The following is a 16395-nucleotide window of genomic DNA, read 5'->3' as shown; positions in this document are numbered from 1 at the left end:
ACCCGCAAGACCACGGCGCGGCCCCCGAGGAGTAGATCCTCGGGGGCCGCGCCGTTCTTGTGGGCGTCTTACGTTGCCCGAATAGCGTGACTCCATGTCAGTTCCCTTTTGTGATCTGACTCACCAAAGCGTGGCCCTGAGGCAACCGCTTGCAACGCCCAGCCGTCTACCAGGTAGCGAATGATGCGATACGGGGGAAATATCCCGTCGACAAGGGGGAAACGTGACCGTCACGCAGCCTGATGTGACTGTGATCATCGGTGCGTACGAAGCGATGCCGTACCTGATCGAGTGCCTGGCGTCCGTCGAGGCACAGACCATCGACCCAGGGCGCATCGAGGTCATCGCGGTGGACGACGGCTCGACGGACGGCACGGGGGAGTACCTGGAGGAGTTCGCGGCCCGCGCGCCCATGCCGGTGACCGTGATCCGGCAGGACAACTCCGGTGGCCCCAGCGGTCCGCGCAACGTCGGCCTGGGGAAGGCGGCCGGGCGCTACGTCTTCTTCCTGGACGCCGACGACCGGCTGGGCCCCGAGGCCCTGGAGCGCATGGTCGCGATGGGCGACAAGAACGGCACGGACGTCGTCCTCGGCCGCGTCGAGGGCGTCAACCGCACCGCGCCGAAGTCGATGTGGGGCAAGACGCTGGACCGGACCGACGTCTTCTCCTCCAACATCAAGTTCACGCTGAGCGCGCAGAAGCTGTTCCGCCGCGAACTGCTGACCCGGCACCACATGCGCTTCGACGAGTCCCTGTGGACCGGCGAGGACGCGCTGTTCACGATGGAGGCCTATCTGCGGGCGGACGGCGTCTCGGTGGTCGCCGACCATACCTGCTACTACCTGGTGGGCCGTGACGACGGCAAGCACGTGACGAAGAGCGGCGGTTACGCCCTGCGCTTCGACTCCGCGCGCGCCCTGATGAACCTGATAGCCGAGCACGTGCCCGCCGGCGACCGGCGCGACCTGCTCATGGTCCGCCCCTTCCTCATCACCCTGCTGCCGCAGTTCGGGCCCAAGTACGCCAAGGACAGCGAGCAGGTCAGGCAGCACAAGCTCGAACTGGCGGGGCCCCTGATGGACGCGCACTGGACGCCGGACATCGCCCGCCGCCTCAAGGTCGAGGAGCGCCTGCGACTGCACCTGGTCGCCGAGCGGCGCCCCGAACTCCTGCTGCCCGTCGTGGAGTTCATCAAGGCCAAGAAGCAGCCGGCGGCCCTCCTGGAGAAGAAGGGCCGCCGTGTCTACCTCGCCTACCCGCACTTCCGGGACGCGGCGGCGGGGATACCCGACTCCGTGTACCTCGCCACACCGCGCGAGGCCCGCGCCTTCCCCGGCTATCGGGAGGGCGGCGCGGACTCGTTCCTGCGGCGGGCGGTGCGCAAGGCGCGGCGGATGCTGAGGGCCTCGCGTGAGGTTACGCAGGGCGGGCGGGCTGCTCCCGCGTGAGGGACCGCCGCTGATCCGGGATCTCGGCCGGGAGCTCCGCCGCCAGCCGCTCCTCCATCCGCTCCCGGTGCTCCTGCGCGGCCGAACACAGCGCCTGTACGGCAGCGTTGAAGCGCACCTGTGACGTGGGCTCGGCGGGCCCCAGCAGGTGCTGCTTCAACTCCTCCCGCGCCTCGGCGAGTTGGTCCTTCTCCGGGTGCCGGACCGCCTCCAGCAACTCCGGAACCCCGGCCGCGTCCGGCGTCAGCACGGTCGCCGCGCGCACGGTCGGGAAGGCCTTGCGGAACACGTCCTCCGCGAGACCGCTGGTGTTCGCCACGGCGTACGGCTTCCCGCTCGCCAGGAAGTCGCTGATCACGCTCGACACATCGCTGATGAGCAGATCGGCCCGGTTGAAGCAGGCGTACAGCGTGGGCCGCGCGGCGGTCACCACCTGGTGCTCCCACTCCGGCAGCGACGCCCAGTACACCTCCTCCCAGGCGGCCGTGGCCCGTGCCACCGCCTCCGCCCGCCCCGGCTCCGGCGCCGACTGGAGCATCATCCGCTCGACCTGATCGGCGCTCGCCCGGACCTCGGTCGTGGTGAGGCGGTCCAACTCCTGGGTACGAAGGGCGAGTTCACCGGTGTCGCGAGGCCGCTCACCTGCCTGCTCCCGGTTCGCCACCCTGATCAGCTCGCGGATGCGCAGATCGGCCGCCCCGGCCCGCGGATCCACCGACCCCGTCAGCGGATGCGGCTTGTACAGCAGCCGTACGCCGGGGTCCGCGAGCAGCGCCCGTACGAGGTTCTCGCCGGCCTCGACCACCGAGGTGTTGCCGGGGTTGCCGTCCCAGCCCTCCCAGGTCGGCGCGTACAGGACGGTCGTACGCGCCCCGGCCGGCGGACCCGCGTACGGCTGCACGGCGTCCAGCTGCGGGCGGCCGATCTCCACGACGTCCTTGTCCTCGACGCCGACCTCGGCATACGCATACCGCTCGCGAGCCGCGGGACCCGCCACCCACACCTCGTCGTAGGCCTTCGCGTACGGGTTGCAGGACGACAGCTTGTCGCTCTCCCCGTGGTTGACGAAGGTGTGCTTGAGCGTGGGGATGCGCAGGACCTGGGAGGTCTTGCCGGAGTTGGAGGGGTGGATGAGCATCCGGAGCGTGGACTGCTCCAGGCGCATCAGGGTGGAGACCTTCGGCAGGCACAGGATCGGGACGTCGGTCGGCGCGATCTTCTGCACCATGAACCGCTCCCGCAGCACGATCAGCGGACGGCCCTCCAGCTGCGCGAGCGGCTCCAGCCACATGTTCGCCTGGTACGCCGAGGAGGCGCCGCCGGAGAAGTACAGGCCGACCGTCGGCCGGTACTCGGCCAGCCAGGCGTCCAGCCAGTCCAGCGCCTCCCGCTCGCCCACCGGGCGACGGCTCGGCAGCAGCCGTACGAGAAGGTCGTACAGGCCCAGCAGGGCGAGCCCGAGGGACAGCGCGATGCCGAGGGCCGCGCAGCGGGGGTCGTCGGTGGCCGCCGTGGTCAGCAGGCCCGCCGTGGCCGGGAGTCCGAAGACCAGCAGGCGCGGGCCGGGGCGGCGCAGCAGGAGGGGCGGGGCGGGGGAGAGGCGCAGCGCGGAGGCGTCGATGTTGCGGGTGACCACCGGCAGGGTGCGGGTGCGGCGGACCAGCACCGAGACCGCCTGGATCGCGCAGTGCAGGGCGTAGAAGGCGAGAAGGGCCGCGACCAGCGGGGCGTACACCGTCTCCCGGTGCTGCTCGCCGAGCCGCAGCAGGCCCACGACCAGCAGCAGGTCCCGCAGCACATGCCGCACGGTGATGTCCGCGTGCGACTTGGCGAACACCGACAGCATGCCGCGCTGCCAGCGCAGCAACACACCCTCGACGGCCAGGGACGTGACGGTCGCGGCGAGCAGCAGCGGGACGTGCGGGCTCAGCGCCGCCACGGCCTGGGCACCGAAGGCGGCGGCCAGGAGAGCCGTGACGAGCGCTCTCACCGGGAGGCGGGACAGGGGTGTGGGCAACTGCGGTCACTCCAAGGTCGGGGCGGGACGTGGTGCGCCCGGGTTAACGCGCACCGACCTCCGGACGACACGCGAGTGTCCGGATGGTTTGGAGTGACCGAGGCCGACGGACCTGCCGGAACCTGCCCCTATCGTCCCGACTGCAGCGCCCGGCGGATCGGTCCGCCCACCACACGGCGGGCCCGGCGGTAGACGGACGCCGCGGGGAGCCCGGTGCCCGGCTTGCCGGTGCGGGACAGTTCGCGCCTCAACCGGTCGTTGTCCGTGGCGAGTTCGGTGAGACGGCTCTGCAGCCAGCCGAACCTGGTGGTGAGCGAGGTGAGGTCGGCGTCGTTCCAGGGGCGGATGCCCGCCGGGAAGGACAGCGACCGCATACGCTCCTCGAAGGCGGCGCCGCCGTCGCCGTGCGTGAACGTGTTCTCCAGGCCGTTGCTGTCGAGGAAGCCCGTGAACCGCTCGAACCGCTCCTGGTGGCCGCTCATCAGGCCACCGAAGTCGGCCTCCTCGTACAGCGACGCCGGGTCCAGGTCCTCGGGCAGTTTGTCGATCCGGCGGTGCGGGATGCCGAAGTAGCGGCACAGCTCCAGCGTGCGCGAGTCGCCGCACAGCACGGTCGCCGGTGTACCCGCGAGCAGCGCGGCGATGTTGCCGTGGATGCGGGAGCCGAAGGAGAAGTCGAACGCGCGCAGGTCGTCGATCCAGGTGACCGGGTCGACGTAGACGCGGACCTTGTCCTCCCGGTACATCGGGTGCTCGGGGTGCGTCGGCATCGCCGTCACCAGGCCGTTCGGGTCGGACAGGTCCCGCCAGTGCAACTGCCGTGCGTCGCTGATGTTCTGGCCGATGAAGCGCAGGTTCGGATAGCGGGCGTGGGCGCCGGCGATGACCCGCTCCAGGCCCTGCGAGCGCACCGCGCTGTGCGAGCCGTTGACCGCGATCCGGGAGCCGGGGACGAGGGCCGCCTCCCGCTTGGTGACGGCGAGTTCCTTGCCGTACATGAACAGCGACGGGCAGCCGATGACCTCGACGTCCCGGAAGCCCAGGTCCTTGAGGTACTTCTCGGTGAACTCGCCCCGGACGCCGATCGAGGCGCTGCGGTCGAGCACGGCGGAGACGAACTCGCGCACCGCGGGCTCGATGCCCTTCAGCCGCGCCGCGTTGTAGCCGAGCCCGGCCTGCGCGCCGACCCCCGCCACGACCACCGGGATCTTCAGCTTGCTGATCAGCCGCGTCAGCCGCTTCAACTGCCCCTCGAACGACGGCCGGAACGCGTTGGCGAGCGGGACGACGAAGGCGTCGTACTCCTCGTTGATGCGGCCGGCCGCCGAGATGTCGGTGCGGACGCCGTTCGAGACGACCTCGGTGTGCGGGGTCTCGAGGATCTTGTGGGTGGCGTCGCTGAAGATCAGGTTGCCGGAGTTGGTGGCGATGACGTCCCGGTGGAGGGCCTCCTCCACGGAAACGACGTCGTAGGGGCTCTTACCCGAGCGGAGAAGGATGCGCTTCCCTCGGTGACCATGATGGGCATTGTGTGACACAGCGTTCAAAATAAGTTTGCACTGTCGTTGTTTTCTATAGGCAACCAACGCAACCTTTTTGCCGTACGCGACCCGTGAGCACACCGTTACCGCCCGCCTGTCCGGAGGCTGGAATCCCCGCGCGCCGAACGATCCGCTTCGCGTAGATTGCCGATCAGGGAACCGGACCCACGTGAGGGGAAAGAGCACAGGTGGCAGGGGCAAGGCAGGGTGTGAGCGAGGCCCGCAGGATCGTGGTCAAGGTGGGGTCCTCGTCGCTGACCACCGCGTCCGGCGGCCTGGACGCCGACCGGGTCGACGCGCTCGTCGACGTCCTCGCCAAGAGCCGCAGCGGCGGGGAGCGGGAGATCGTCCTCGTCTCCTCCGGCGCCATCGCGGCCGGACTCGCCCCGCTGGGCCTGCGCCGGCGCCCCAAGGACCTGGCCCGCCAGCAGGCCGCCGCCAGCGTCGGCCAGGGCCTGCTCGTCGCCCGCTACACCGCCTCCTTCGCCCGCTACGCCCTCCGCGTCGGCCAGGTGCTGCTGACCAGCGACGACATGAGCCGCCGCGCCCACCACCGCAACGCCTCCCGCACCCTCGACAAGCTCCTCGCGATGGGCGCGTTCCCGATCGTCAACGAGAACGACACCGTCGCCACCGACGAGATCCGCTTCGGCGACAACGACCGGCTCGCCGCCCTCGTCGCCCACCTCGTCCGCGCCGACCTGCTGGTGCTGCTCTCCGACGTGGACGGTGTCTACGACGGCGACCCCAGCAAGCCCGGGACCTCGCGGATAGCGGAGGTGCGCGGGCCGTCGGACCTGGCCGGGGTCGAGATCGGCAGCTCGGGCAAGGCAGGCGTCGGCACCGGCGGCATGGTCACCAAGGTCGAGGCGGCCCGGATCGCGGCCGCCGCCGGCATCCCCGTGGTCCTGACCAGCGCGATCCACGCGGCCGAGGCGCTGCACGGCGGCGACACCGGCACCTACTTCCACGCCACCGGCAAGCGCTCCGCCGACCGCCTGCTGTGGCTCCAGCACGCGTCCACCCCGCAGGGTTCGCTGACGCTGGACGACGGCGCGGTACGGGCGGTCGTGGAACGCCGTACGTCGCTGCTGCCGGCCGGAATCGCCGCCGTCGAGGGCGAGTTCAGCGCCGGTGACCCGGTCGAGCTGCGCGACAGCACGGGGCACGCGATCGCGCGCGGGCTCGTCAACTTCGACGCCAAGGAGATTCCGCAACTGCTCGGACGGTCGACGCGGGAACTGGCGCGGGAGTTGGGGGCGGAGTACGAGCGTGAGGTCGTACACCGGGACGATCTGGTGATCCTGCAGCCCTGAGCGGCACGTGGGGGCGGCGCGACCCTGGGGCCCTGGCCGAAAACGGGGTGAACGCCCTGCGACAGGTGTCGCCCTGAGGTGGACGTTCCGCAAAAGCGCCCCGCGAGCCCTTGCGGCCTGCTCAACTTTGTCTCAGGGACATTCCGCACGACCACCGAGTCGGTCACTGCGCAAAGGAGGCCGTTGTGAGACGAGTGCGCCCTGGGACGGCGTCCCGTGGTGGCGGTGGGGCCTCGTCCCGTGCGGCCGGTGAGGAGCGCGCATTGACGAGCGTCGCGGCCGGCGACCGGTACGAGGAGCCTGCGGACCTGCCCCGCCTGTGGCACGTCACCCTCAGCGTCTCCGGCCAGGAGGCCCCGCTGAAGGAGCTGCGGCGCGCCCTCGAACAGCTCGCCCACGACCACCCCTTTTTGCTGACCAGCAGGTACGCCCCCGACCACGCCGAGATCCGCTACTGGGAAGAGGCCCGTGACCTGCACGACGCGGCCGCCGTCGCCCTGCGCCTGTGGGGCGAGCACCGGCAGAGCGCGGGGCTGCCACCCTGGGAGATCGTCGGCCTGGAGGTCATCGACCGCGAGACCTACCACCAGCGGGTAGCGGAAGGCTACGGGCCGGCACCGGCGACCCCCGTGGGCGTCCATCCCTTCTAGCGCGCCTGCACCGGCGCCGCTCTCGCGGACCTGGTCGCGCGTCGTCGCGGTTCCTCAATCGACGGTCGCGGCGCGTGGGAGCAAAAGAGGGCGAGAGGCGCGTATCGGTTCTGTCTCGGGAGATGGGACAGCGGCAGGACGCCGGCCCCGGTCGCACTACCCTTCTTTCATGACCACGCTTTCGCCGTACGACTCCATGTCCCCGGTCACCCAGGCCGCCTACCGCGCCAAGGCCGCCGCCGCCGACCTCGCCCCGCTGCCGCGGGCCGAGAAGGACGACGCGCTGCTCGCCATCGCGGACGCCCTGGAGGTCCGTACGAGCGAAATCGTCGAGGCCAACGCCAAGGACATCGCCAAGGCCCGCGAGGCCGGCACCAGCGAGGCGATCATCGACCGGCTGACGCTCACCCCGGAGCGCGTGCGGGCCATCGCCGCCGATGTGCGGGACGTCGTCGCGCTGCCCGACCCCGTCGGCGAGGTCGTCCGCGGCTCGACCCTCCCCAACGGCATCGACCTGCGCCAGGTCCGCGTCCCGCTCGGCGTCGTCGGGATCATCTACGAGGCCCGCCCGAACGTCACCGTGGACGCCGCCGCCCTCTGCCTGAAGTCCGGCAACGCCGCGCTGCTGCGCGGCTCGGCCTCGGCGTACGAGTCGAACACGGCACTCGTCCGGGTGATCCGGGACGCCGTGGGCGGGGCCGGGCTGCCTGCCGACGCCGTGCAGCTGGTGCCCGGGGAGAGCCGTGAGAGCGTGCGCGAGCTGATGCGGGCCCGCGGCCTCGTCGACGTGCTGATCCCGCGCGGCGGCGCCTCCCTGATCCAGACCGTCGTGTCGGAGTCGACCGTTCCCGTCATCGAGACCGGCACCGGCAACTGCCACGTCTACGTCGACGCCCACGCCGACCTCGACATGGCGATCGACATCCTGATCAACTCCAAGGCCCAGCGGGTCAGCGTCTGCAACGCCGCCGAGACCCTCCTGGTCCACCAGGACATCGCCCCCGAGTTCCTGCCGCGCGCCCTGGACGCCCTCGCGGAGGCCGGGGTGACCGTGCACGCCGACGAGAGGGTGCTGGCGTACGCCAAGGACTCCAAGGCGACCGTCGTGGAGGCCACGGCCGAGGACTGGGAGAGCGAGTACCTGTCGTACGACATCGCCGCCGCGGTGGTGGACTCGCTGGACAAGGCCGTCGAGCACATCCGCCTGTGGACCTCCGGCCACACCGAGGCCATCGTGACCACCTCGCAGCAGGCCGCCCGCCGGTTCACCCAGCTGGTCGACTCCACGACGGTCGCGGTGAACGCCTCCACCCGCTTCACGGACGGCGGCCAGTTCGGCTTCGGCGCGGAGATCGGCATCTCCACGCAGAAGCTGCACGCCCGCGGTCCGATGGGGCTGCCGGAGCTGACCAGCACGAAGTACATCGTCACGGGGGACGGGCACGTACGGCGCTGAGCCGCGGCGGCCGCCCTGTGAGCCGTATGCGGTGCTGCAGGGGGCGTGTCGGAGGCATTGACGGCGCACGGCGCGCGGCCAGGGCATATGCGCCCGACACGCGCTCCCGGGCTGCCTCAGTGCCGCACCCGAGGTGTCTCACAAGGCGGATGAATCTCCATACCGTCTGCCCAAATTGACCCCCCAGGACTACTCTGGATCCGTGCCGGAGGACGTGGGGGGCACGCCGTTCCCTGACGGCTGGGAGCCCGACGACGACCACGACCGCGGGGTGTCGGACGAAGAGTTCGCCTCCGTGGTCTTCGACGAGGCCTTCGTGCGGGCGGCCGTGGTGCACGAGCCGACCGCAGTCGAGCGCCTCCTGGCCGCCGCCCAGGCGAGAGCGGAGGCCTCCGAAGCGGAAGCGCGCCGGGCGCACGGCCGGGGCGAGCGGTTCGACGACGGGTACGGCCCCGAGGATCGCATCGGTTTCGGCCATGATCCCGAGCTCGACGATCTGGACGACACGGACATACTCGAGGACCGCTACGGCGCTCCCGGGATGTACGGCAAGCAGGTCCGCTGGCACCGTCCCGTCGCCTGGGTGCTCGCCCTCGTGATGGGTGTCGGCATGGTCGCGCTGGCTTTCGCGGCGGTCTACCGCGGGGCCTCCTCCAGCGGCCGGGACCAGATCACGCCGCCTGCGTCCACCGGGCTCGAACAGGGCAGCGGAGCGGCTCCCTCCGCCTCCGCCGATCGCTCCCGGCCGGCCATCTCAGCCATCCCGCGCACGCCCTGAACGGGCCGGATCGAGGGCCTGAGCGTTGCTCAGAGCTGCCTGACCATCCTGGTGGGAACCTGTCAGAACTTGTCGTGTACCAGGGCGTTTATCGGGGCTCCCCGCGACCTACCCTGAAGATATGGGAGGGCCTGGAGACCCACCCGAGGGGACACCCGAGGGCGGCCCCGGAGGTGGCGAGGACGAGTACCGATCCGTCGTCTTCGACGAGTCGTTCGTCCGTGCTGCCCGCCTTCAGGAGTTCTCCGCACAGGAGCGCATCGCCGACCACGCGCCCGCCGTACGCCGCCGTCCACCACTGCGCCGGGGCCTGTCCCGGCAGGCGCTGATCCTGGTCCTGTTGATCGCCGTGGCCTTCGGTACGGCGATCTATATGGGTGTACGGCATCCCTATCAGGACCCCGCCGGGTCCGGACCGCTCGCCGAGCCCCTGCGGATGACCGTCATCCCTCTCGCCCCGCAGGGCAAGGTGCCCGGGACGGGCGACACCGACCACCTGTACGCGCAGAGTCCCGCCGCGCAGTTCCGCATCGGCGCGGAGGGCATTCCGCTGCCGGCCGCGCGGCGTACCGCGCACTTCTCGGACAGTCAGGTGACGAACGCGCTGAGTATCGCCAAGGACTACATCGTGCGGTCGTCGCTCTATCCCGAGGTGCTCACCGCGGACCAGATCCGTCCGGTGCGGGTGCTGCTCGATCCCGACCAACTGGACCAGTTCGACCAGAGCTTCAGCCATCCGGCGGCGGACGGGCGGCATGCGCCGACCGGGTGGCTGGTTCGGTTCGATCCGGCTCAGGCCGAGCTGGCCGATCGCAAGATCCGGGTGCAGGGGACGCTGCAGGCCGCGGAGACCGACGCGTCGACACTCGAGGTCACGGCCGATCACACGTTTGTGTACGCGCTGCGGGCGGTGGAGGCCCGTGCGGATGAGACGGCGGGCGCCGGTAAGCAGGCTGCTGAGGCGTCGCTGTTCACCGTGCGCCGGGAGCTGCACTTCCGGTTCGACCGTGAGGACCTGCGGCTGAATCAGGCCCAGCTGGTCGTCTCGTACGTCCAGGCGGGGCCGCTGTCGTGTGCCGAGGACTCCACGAACCGGCTGCATCCGCTGCTGGCGGGGCAGACGGCGAAGGAGGGCGGGCCGGCCGGGACCGACCCGTATGCCACGGGCGGGGCGACGGCGCTGTGCGGGTCGCTGGCGGCGGGGTCCCAGCCGAAGGTGTGAGCCGGGCGGCCCGCGGCGGAGCCGCTGATCAATGCAGCCGCCCCCGCCCGTCCCATCCCCAGGGGCGCTGCCTGTTCGCACCCCCGTCTGGGGGCCTGCGGCCCACGGACGGGCTGAAATGCCCTTTCGCAGTTCCGTCAGTTGTCGGTGCCGCGGTCGTCGCCTTCGTCCCGCCGCGGCTCGTCCTTCGGCGGGGCGCTCGTGAAGCCGCCGAAGCCCCTTCGTACCCGGCCGCCCAGGTCCCCCGCGCCGTCGGCGATGTCCGTGACCAGCTTCATCAGGGGGTCCTTGGAGGACTTCACGTGGGTGGCGTAGTGGGACGCGGACTCGCGGAAGGAGTCGGTGACGGACGTGTCCTTGTCCTCCGCGCGGCGCGGGTAGTGGCCGTCCATGATCCGCTGGTAGTCGCGGGACTCGGCCCACTTCTTCAGCTCGGCCGCGCGGACCGTGGTGAAGGGGTGGGAGCGGGGCAGGACGGTCAGGATCTTCAGGACCGAGTCGCGCAGGTCGCCGCCCGCCTCGTACTCCTCTGCCTGCTTCAGGAACGCGTCCACGTTCATCTCGTGCAGGTGGTGGCCGCCCGCGAGCTTCATCAGACCGCGCATCGAGGCCTGGAGGTCCTGGCCGACGAGCAGACCCGCCCGGTCCGCGGACAGCTCCGACTTGCGGAACCACTCCCGCAGCGCCGTCACGATCGCCATGATCGCGAGGTTGCCCAGCGGGATCCAGGCGACCCGGACGGCCAGGCTGGTCAGGAAGAGGAGGATCGTGCGGTAGACCGAGTGGCCGGAGAGGGCGTGGCCCACCTCGTGGCCGACCACCGCCCGCATCTCCTCCTCGTCGAGCAGCTCCAGCAGCCCCGTGGTGACCACGATGATCGGCTCGTCCAGGCCGATGCACATGGCGTTCGGCACCGGGTCCTGGTTGACGTACATCGGCGGGACCTTCTCCAGGTCCAGGATGTAACAGGCGTCCCGCAGCATGTCGTTGAGGTGCGCGAACTGCTGGTCCGACACCCGCACCGAGTCGGACAGGAACAGCAGGCGGAGGCTGCGCTCGGGCAGCAGGCCGCTCAGGGCCTTGAAGACCGTGTCGAAGCCGCTGAGCTTGCGCAGGGCCACCAGGGCCGAGCGGTCCGCCGGGTGCTCGTACGCACGCGAGGAGATCCCCGGGAAACGCCTGCGCTGCCTGCTCGGTACGTGCTCGTGCCCGTTGTGCTCGTGGCCGTCGGACATGTCTTCCCCCATGTGCGTGTGGATGGCTCTCTGCGGCCCTTTGCGGAGCCTTGTTCAGCCCTTTGCGCCCCCGAAGCAGAGCCCAGCCTAGGCGGAGTTACCGTGGACGGGCACTACAGCGAAGGAGTTCCGCGCCATGGAGCACAACCCCGCAGCCGCCTGGCTCACCGAGGCCGCGAGCGCGGCCGAGCAGCAGGGGGCGGGGAATCTGCTCCGGGTCGTACTGATCGTGATGGTCGTGGGTTGTGTGCTGACCGCGTGGTTCCTGTTGCGGGGCTACAGGCGGAAGGACGAGTGAGCCCCCGGGAAGGTTCCCGGCGGGCCGTCGCAGGCGCCCCAACGGTGGAGTCGGCGTGATCGCCGTGATGGGGCCCGCTTACGATGAGCCGACATCTTTATCCCGCCCACACGCGATAGGTCACGCCGAAGATGAGCTTCCACAGCGCCGCTGCCCAGTTGGTCACCCTCGCCGCCGAGGGCGAGGAACACGGTGGCAACCACAACAGCATCAGCCCGTTGCTCACCGGGGGTGGCGCATTCGTCATCCTGCTGCTCCTGCTGTGGATCACCACCCGCTTCAACCGCGACCGCTGAGTCCCGACCAGGCCCCTCCCGGTCCGCCCGGGCAGCTGTCGGCCGAAGCCCCTCAGGCGGGGCCGGTAGGGTCTGCACGCATGGGAGAGCAGGACATGCCTACCGGCCCCGGAAGCGGCCCGTCGAGCCACGGCAAGCGCCGCCTCGGCGTCATGGGTGGAACGTTTGATCCGATCCACCACGGCCACCTCGTCGCGGCCAGCGAGGTCGCCGCGCAGTTCCACCTCGACGAGGTCATGTTCGTGCCGACCGGTCAGCCGTGGCAGAAGAGTCACCGACACGTCTCCCCGGCCGAGGACCGCTATCTGATGACGGTCATCGCCACCGCCGAGAACCCGCAGTTCTCCGTCAGCCGCATCGACATCGACCGCGGCGGCCCGACGTACACCGTGGACACCCTGCGTGACCTGCGTGCGCTCAACCCGGACACCGACCTCTTCTTCATCACCGGCGCAGACGCCCTCGGCCAGATCCTGACCTGGCGGGACTCGGTGGAGCTGTTCTCCCTCGCGCACTTCATCGGGGTCACCCGGCCCGGCCATCACCTCGACGACTCCGGGCTCCCGGAGGGCGGCGTGTCGTTGGTCGAGGTTCCCGCGCTGGCCATCTCGTCCACCGATTGCCGCGCGAGAGTCGCAAAGGGCGACCCCATCTGGTATCTGGTGCCGGACGGAGTCGTGCGCTACATCGACAAGCGCGATCTGTACCGCGGCGAGTGAGGCGAGTGAGCCGAGAGGGGCAACCGGTGAACGACCGATACGACGCGGGGTACGGGGATGACCAGTACGAAGTCGTCGGCTACGACGAGTACGGGCGGCCGGTGTACCGACAGGTCCCGCCACAGCAGCAGCCGCCCCAGCAGTCGTACGACCCCTACGCACAGCAGGGGTACGGCTACGATCCGTACGCGACCGGCCGACAGCAGCCGGTCCCGCCGTACGACCCCTACGGCAGCGGCGACACCGGTCAGCAGCCGCCCACGCCCGCCTACGACCCGTACGGCACCGGCACGCACCACCACCAGCAGCAGGCCGGCGGACACTCGCCGCCGTACGACCCGTACGGCCGTACCGCCACCAGCGGTCAGCAGCACCGCGTCGCCGAGCAGACCGCGTACATCCCGCACCAGGCCGGGCCGGTCGAGGAGCAGGTGGCCCAGGACCGGGGCGAACGGGACTACCGCACCGAGCAGTTCGCCTTCGTCGAGGAGCCCGACTCGGACTCCGAGGACGTCATCGACTGGCTGAAGTTCACGGAGAACCGCACCGAGCGCCGTGAAGAGGCCCGGCGGCGGGCACGCGCGCGGGTGATCGCGCTCGTGGTCGTCCTGGCGGTCGCCGCGGCCGGCGGCGTCGGCTACCTCTGGTACGCCGGGAAGCTGCCCGGCCTGTCGTCGCCCGACCGCAAGGAGGGCACCGCGACGGCCGTGGGCGCCCAGAAGCGGGACGTGATCGTCGTCCACCTGCACAACACCAAGAAGGGCGGCACCTCCACGGCGCTGCTCGTCGACAACACCACCACCAACCGGGGCACCACCGTCCTGCTGCCCAACTCCCTCGCCCTGACCGGCGACGACGGCTCCACGACCACCCTCGCCAAGTCGGTCGACGACGACGGATCCTCCGGGACGCGCGACGCGATCGACACCGTCCTCGGCACCGAGATCCAGGGCACCTGGCGACTGGACACCCCCTACCTGCAGAACCTCGTCGACCTGGTCGGCAACATCGACGTCGACACCGACACCGACGTGCCCGACCCGGGCGCCAAGTCCAAGGGCGCCGCGCCCCTCGTGCGCAAGGGCGAGGCCCAGACCCTCAGCGGCAAGATGGCCGTCGCCTACGCGACCTACAGCGCCCCGGGCGAGGCCCCGAACGCCCAGCTGGAGCGGTTCGGGCAGGTCATGCAGGCCGTGCTGCGCAAGCTGACCTCGGACACCCAGGGCGCGACGACCACCGTGCAGACGCTCGGGATGATCATCGAGCCGCCGCTGACCGACAAGGACCTCGGCGCCTTCCTCGCCAAGCTCGCCGACCTCGCCAAGGGCGGCGACTACAAGACGGCTCTGCTGCCCGTCCAGACCGACGGCACGCTGAGCGCACAGGCGGGCGCCAGTGTCGTCAAGGACGTCCTCGGCGGCACCGCCAAGAGCCCCGACAAGGACGCCGCAGTCCGCGTCTCCGTCCGCAACGCCAGCGGCGTCAAGGGCAACACCGACAAGGCCCGGGTGGTACTGCTGAACGGCGGCTTCACCTTCCTGGAGGGCGGTTCGGCGTCCACCGCGGCCACGTCCGAGGTCGTCTACGCCGACGCCGCCGACAAGGACAACGCCACCGAGGTCGCCAAGACCCTGGGCCTGTCCTCCGCAGCGGTCACCAAGGGGGACGTGTCCGCGAACGCGGACGTCTCGGTGGTCCTCGGCCAGGACTACGAACCGTCGTCCTCGTAGCAGGCGAGGCACCGGGGCACCCCACGTGAGCCGATAATCACGTGGGGTGCTGTCGGCGGTCCATGAGACCCTTGAGGTCAACCGACCGCCGACCCGAAAGCCTTGTAGTGACCGCTACCGACCGTTCTCTCGAGCTCGTCACCACCGCCGCACAGGCGGCCGCCGACAAGCTCGCGCACGACATCATCGCCTACGACGTGAGCGACGTCCTGTCGATCACGGACGCTTTCCTGCTGGCCTCCGCGCCCAACGACCGCCAGGTCAAGTCGATCGTCGACGAGATCGAGGAGCGGCTCCTGAAGGAGCTCGGCGCCAAGCCGGTGCGCCGTGAGGGCGACCGCGAGGCCCGCTGGGTGCTGCTCGACTACGTCGACATCGTGGTGCACGTCCAGCACAGCGAGGAGCGCGTCTTCTACGCCCTGGAGCGGCTGTGGAAGGACTGCCCCGAGCTCGAGCTGCCCGACGACGCCAGGGCCACCCGCGGCAAGGCCGCGGAGCACGCCAAGCTACAGGCCGACGAGGAGGCCGCCGAGCTGGGTGGTGAGTGGCGGTGAGCGCCACCGGCGAGGTGACCGCGGGCAGGTCCGGCCGGGGCCGCCGCGTCATCCTGTGGCGGCACGGCCAGACCTCCTGGAACGTGGAGCGCCGCTTCCAGGGCTCCACGGACGTCGCCCTCACCGAGGCCGGCATCTCCCAGGCCCGCCGCGCCGCCCGGCTGCTCGCGGGCCTCAAGCCGGACGCGATCATCGCCTCCGACCTCCAGCGCGCCGCGAACACGGCCGCCGAGCTGGCCGCGCTCACCGGCCTGGAGGTGACGCACGACGAGGGCCTGCGCGAGACCTACGCGGGCGTCTGGCAGGGCCTGACGCACGAGGAGATCATCGAGCGCCACGGCGAGGAGTACGCCGCGTGGAAGCGCGGTGAGCCGGTGCGCCGCGGCGGCGGTGAGCTGGAGACCGAGGTCGCCGAACGCGCCGCCCCCGTGGTCCTCCGGCACGCCGAGAAGCTGCCCGACGACGGCACGCTCGTCGTGGTCAGCCACGGCGGCACGATCCGTACGACCATCGGCCGCCTCCTCGGCCTGGAGCCCCGGTTCTGGGAGAGCCTCGGCGGTCTCACCAACTGCTGCTGGTCCGTCCTGGGCGAGGGTGCCCGCGGCTGGCGTCTGTTGGAGCACAACGCCGGCACCCTGCCGGAGCCCGTGCTCGGCGACGACGACTGACGACGACTGACGCCGGCGGTCCCGGCCGGGACGACCCGGGACCCGGATTTCACTTTCCGGCAGGTCGCAGGCTAAAGTTCTTCTTGTTCGCCCCGCCGAGCGGGACAACACAAGGGGCTATAGCTCAGTTGGTAGAGCGCCTGCATGGCATGCAGGAGGTCAGGAGTTCAATTCTCCTTAGCTCCACAGCGAGACAACAAGATCCCGCCGATCCCTTCGATCGGCGGGATCTTCTGGTATCTGCGGCGGGCGCCCGGATCAACGGCCGGGCTTCCGTGGCCGGTTCGCGCGCGGCACTCGCCTCGCTGAACCGTTCGGGTCCGGCTTGAGTCACTTGGGCCTCGCAGGCGTATACCTCTCAGGAGGCGCTTGGGGTGCGTGTTCGCTCGGTTCGTGCGGTCGCCAGGAGGCTGCCGTGTCCGGACTGGTACTGAGGCGTCGCTGACCGTATTGGTCCGGCCGTGG

At 70.6% G+C, this 16395-nt stretch carries 15 protein-coding genes and 1 tRNA gene; 13 read left to right on the top strand and 3 right to left on the bottom strand.

Features of this window, described 5'->3' with window-relative positions:
• The first annotated feature begins 223 nt into the window (after positions 1 to 223).
• Positions 224 to 1450, top strand: a complete 1227-nt coding sequence (locus AB5J49_RS16170; RefSeq protein ID WP_369169338.1) for a glycosyltransferase family 2 protein — start codon at positions 224 to 226, stop codon at positions 1448 to 1450.
• Here AB5J49_RS16170 and AB5J49_RS16165 read toward each other — a convergent pair.
• Positions 1419 to 3467: a hypothetical protein gene (locus AB5J49_RS16165; RefSeq protein ID WP_369169337.1), complete on the bottom strand. Its 2049-nt coding sequence runs from the start codon at positions 3465 to 3467 to the stop codon at positions 1419 to 1421. The genes AB5J49_RS16170 and AB5J49_RS16165 overlap by 32 nt on opposite strands.
• A 128-nt stretch (positions 3468 to 3595) precedes the next feature.
• Complete coding sequence (locus AB5J49_RS16160; RefSeq protein ID WP_369169336.1) at positions 3596 to 4924, bottom strand: polysaccharide pyruvyl transferase family protein; 1329 nt, start codon at positions 4922 to 4924, stop codon at positions 3596 to 3598.
• Between the two features lie 293 nt (positions 4925 to 5217).
• Between AB5J49_RS16160 and proB the strand changes: the two genes are divergently transcribed.
• The 5 genes from proB to AB5J49_RS16135 all read left to right on the top strand — a co-directional run bounded on the left by proB (position 5218) and on the right by AB5J49_RS16135 (position 10430).
• The gene (proB, locus tag AB5J49_RS16155; protein WP_369175149.1) at positions 5218 to 6324 is read left to right on the top strand and encodes a glutamate 5-kinase; all 1107 of its coding nucleotides are present in this window, start codon (positions 5218 to 5220) and stop codon (positions 6322 to 6324) included.
• Between the two features lie 185 nt (positions 6325 to 6509).
• Positions 6510 to 6974 carry a hypothetical protein gene (locus AB5J49_RS16150; protein WP_369169335.1) on the top strand — a complete coding sequence of 155 codons (465 nt, stop codon included), beginning with the start codon at positions 6510 to 6512 and terminating at the stop codon, positions 6972 to 6974.
• Between the two features lie 169 nt (positions 6975 to 7143).
• Positions 7144 to 8430, top strand: coding sequence for a glutamate-5-semialdehyde dehydrogenase (locus AB5J49_RS16145; protein WP_369169334.1), 1287 nt, complete (start codon positions 7144 to 7146; stop codon positions 8428 to 8430).
• A 175-nt stretch (positions 8431 to 8605) separates the two neighbouring features.
• Positions 8606 to 9208, top strand: a complete 603-nt coding sequence (locus AB5J49_RS16140; protein WP_369169333.1) for a hypothetical protein — start codon at positions 8606 to 8608, stop codon at positions 9206 to 9208.
• A 121-nt stretch (positions 9209 to 9329) separates the two neighbouring features.
• Positions 9330 to 10430 carry a hypothetical protein gene (locus tag AB5J49_RS16135; protein ID WP_369169332.1) on the top strand — a complete coding sequence of 367 codons (1101 nt, stop codon included), beginning with the start codon at positions 9330 to 9332 and terminating at the stop codon, positions 10428 to 10430.
• 137 nt (positions 10431 to 10567) lie between these two features.
• Here the strand turns inward: AB5J49_RS16135 and AB5J49_RS16130 are convergent, their stop codons facing one another.
• Positions 10568 to 11665 carry a M48 family metallopeptidase gene (locus tag AB5J49_RS16130; protein ID WP_369169331.1) on the bottom strand — a complete coding sequence of 366 codons (1098 nt, stop codon included), beginning with the start codon at positions 11663 to 11665 and terminating at the stop codon, positions 10568 to 10570.
• Between the two features lie 136 nt (positions 11666 to 11801).
• Here AB5J49_RS16130 and AB5J49_RS16125 point away from each other — a divergent pair, with 136 nt between their 5' ends.
• The 7 genes from AB5J49_RS16125 (at position 11802) to AB5J49_RS16095 (ending at position 16116) form a co-directional block, all read left to right on the top strand.
• Complete coding sequence (locus AB5J49_RS16125; RefSeq protein ID WP_093909385.1) at positions 11802 to 11963, top strand: hypothetical protein; 162 nt, start codon at positions 11802 to 11804, stop codon at positions 11961 to 11963.
• 131 nt (positions 11964 to 12094) lie between these two features.
• Positions 12095 to 12259, top strand: a complete 165-nt coding sequence (locus AB5J49_RS16120) for a hypothetical protein (RefSeq protein ID WP_048583900.1) — start codon at positions 12095 to 12097, stop codon at positions 12257 to 12259.
• An 80-nt stretch (positions 12260 to 12339) separates the two neighbouring features.
• Positions 12340 to 12978, top strand: coding sequence for a nicotinate-nucleotide adenylyltransferase (gene nadD, locus AB5J49_RS16115; protein WP_369169330.1), 639 nt, complete (start codon positions 12340 to 12342; stop codon positions 12976 to 12978).
• Between the two features lie 26 nt (positions 12979 to 13004).
• Positions 13005 to 14708 carry a LytR C-terminal domain-containing protein gene (locus tag AB5J49_RS16110; protein WP_369169329.1) on the top strand — a complete coding sequence of 568 codons (1704 nt, stop codon included), beginning with the start codon at positions 13005 to 13007 and terminating at the stop codon, positions 14706 to 14708.
• A 107-nt stretch (positions 14709 to 14815) separates the two neighbouring features.
• Entirely contained in the window at positions 14816 to 15262 is a 447-nt protein-coding gene (gene rsfS, locus AB5J49_RS16105) for a ribosome silencing factor (protein ID WP_369169328.1), read from the top strand.
• Positions 15253 to 15930 (top strand): histidine phosphatase family protein, encoded by a 678-nt coding sequence (locus AB5J49_RS16100; RefSeq protein ID WP_369169327.1) that lies wholly within the window; start codon positions 15253 to 15255, stop codon positions 15928 to 15930. Before rsfS ends, AB5J49_RS16100 begins: the two co-directional genes overlap by 10 nt.
• Positions 15931 to 16043: 113 nt before the next feature.
• Positions 16044 to 16116, top strand: a tRNA-Ala gene (locus tag AB5J49_RS16095).
• The last annotated feature ends 279 nt before the right edge of the window (positions 16117 to 16395 follow it).

Source organism: Streptomyces sp. R28 (assembly GCF_041052385.1).
Lineage (GTDB): Bacteria > Actinomycetota > Actinomycetes > Streptomycetales > Streptomycetaceae > Streptomyces.
Note: the sequence above shows the minus strand (reverse complement) of the source record. Positions and strands in the feature narration are given on the sequence as shown.